Below are 705 nucleotides of genomic sequence, written 5' to 3'. Positions count from 1 at the left end.
GGGATCAGCCGGGATTCGGGCTGGACATCAGGTGGAAGGGCGGGCAGACCGCCGAGGAGTGATGCGCGGCCGCCTCCAGCGCGAGCCCCACCCGTTCCTCCGGGTCGAGATGCGCACTGCTGAACAAGGAGCCGAGCGCGAACTCCTCGCCGCAGCCAACCGCGTCGTAGAGGTCGATGCTGCGCCCGATCTGGAAGTCGGAGTCGATGCGGTACAGACGTCCGCGGATACCGACCAGGAACACCCCGCCCTCCTCCGAGCCTGACTCATTGCGGGAATAGCCACCCTCACGCAGGCAGTCACGCACCGCGGAGATGAAGTCGGTGGCCATGAACCGGTCGATGTCCCAGGTGCGCGGCAGGGGCGGAACCAGGCTGTACCGCAGCAGCTGGCCCATCCGGAACGAGGAGGTGAAGCCCATGATGAACTCACTGTTGTGGAACACCTTGGTGTCAGCGCGAATCGTGATCGAGTAGCCGGCCACCCCGGCACTGTCACCACCGATGATCACCCTGCCGTCATGCTCAAGACCGACGATGCAGGTCACGATAGGTAAGCATATCCGGTCGACGCACGAGGTGTCCGACAGGCCCCAGATAAGAGCGCCCGGCAATAGGGGTGTGGACCAAGGAGCGGGGCTGGGGTGCGTGCATCGCAAGGCGGCGGAGGAAGGCGCCGGAGGTGTTGGGTGGCGACTGACGAGCC

General features: G+C 65.5%; 1 protein-coding gene. It reads right to left on the bottom strand.

Annotated elements, in window-relative coordinates; genetic code table 11:
- Positions 1-4: 4 nt before the first annotated feature.
- Positions 5-547: a hypothetical protein gene (locus MJ783_RS15750; RefSeq protein WP_239311199.1), complete on the bottom strand. Its 543-nt coding sequence runs from the start codon at positions 545-547 to the stop codon at positions 5-7.
- Between the last annotated feature and the right edge of the window lie 158 nt (positions 548-705).

This window comes from Protofrankia sp. Cj3 (assembly GCF_917627355.1).
Lineage (GTDB): Bacteria > Actinomycetota > Actinomycetes > Frankiales > Frankiaceae > Protofrankia.
The sequence above is the reverse complement of the archived record's forward strand: the minus strand, read 5'-3'. Positions and strand labels throughout refer to the sequence as shown.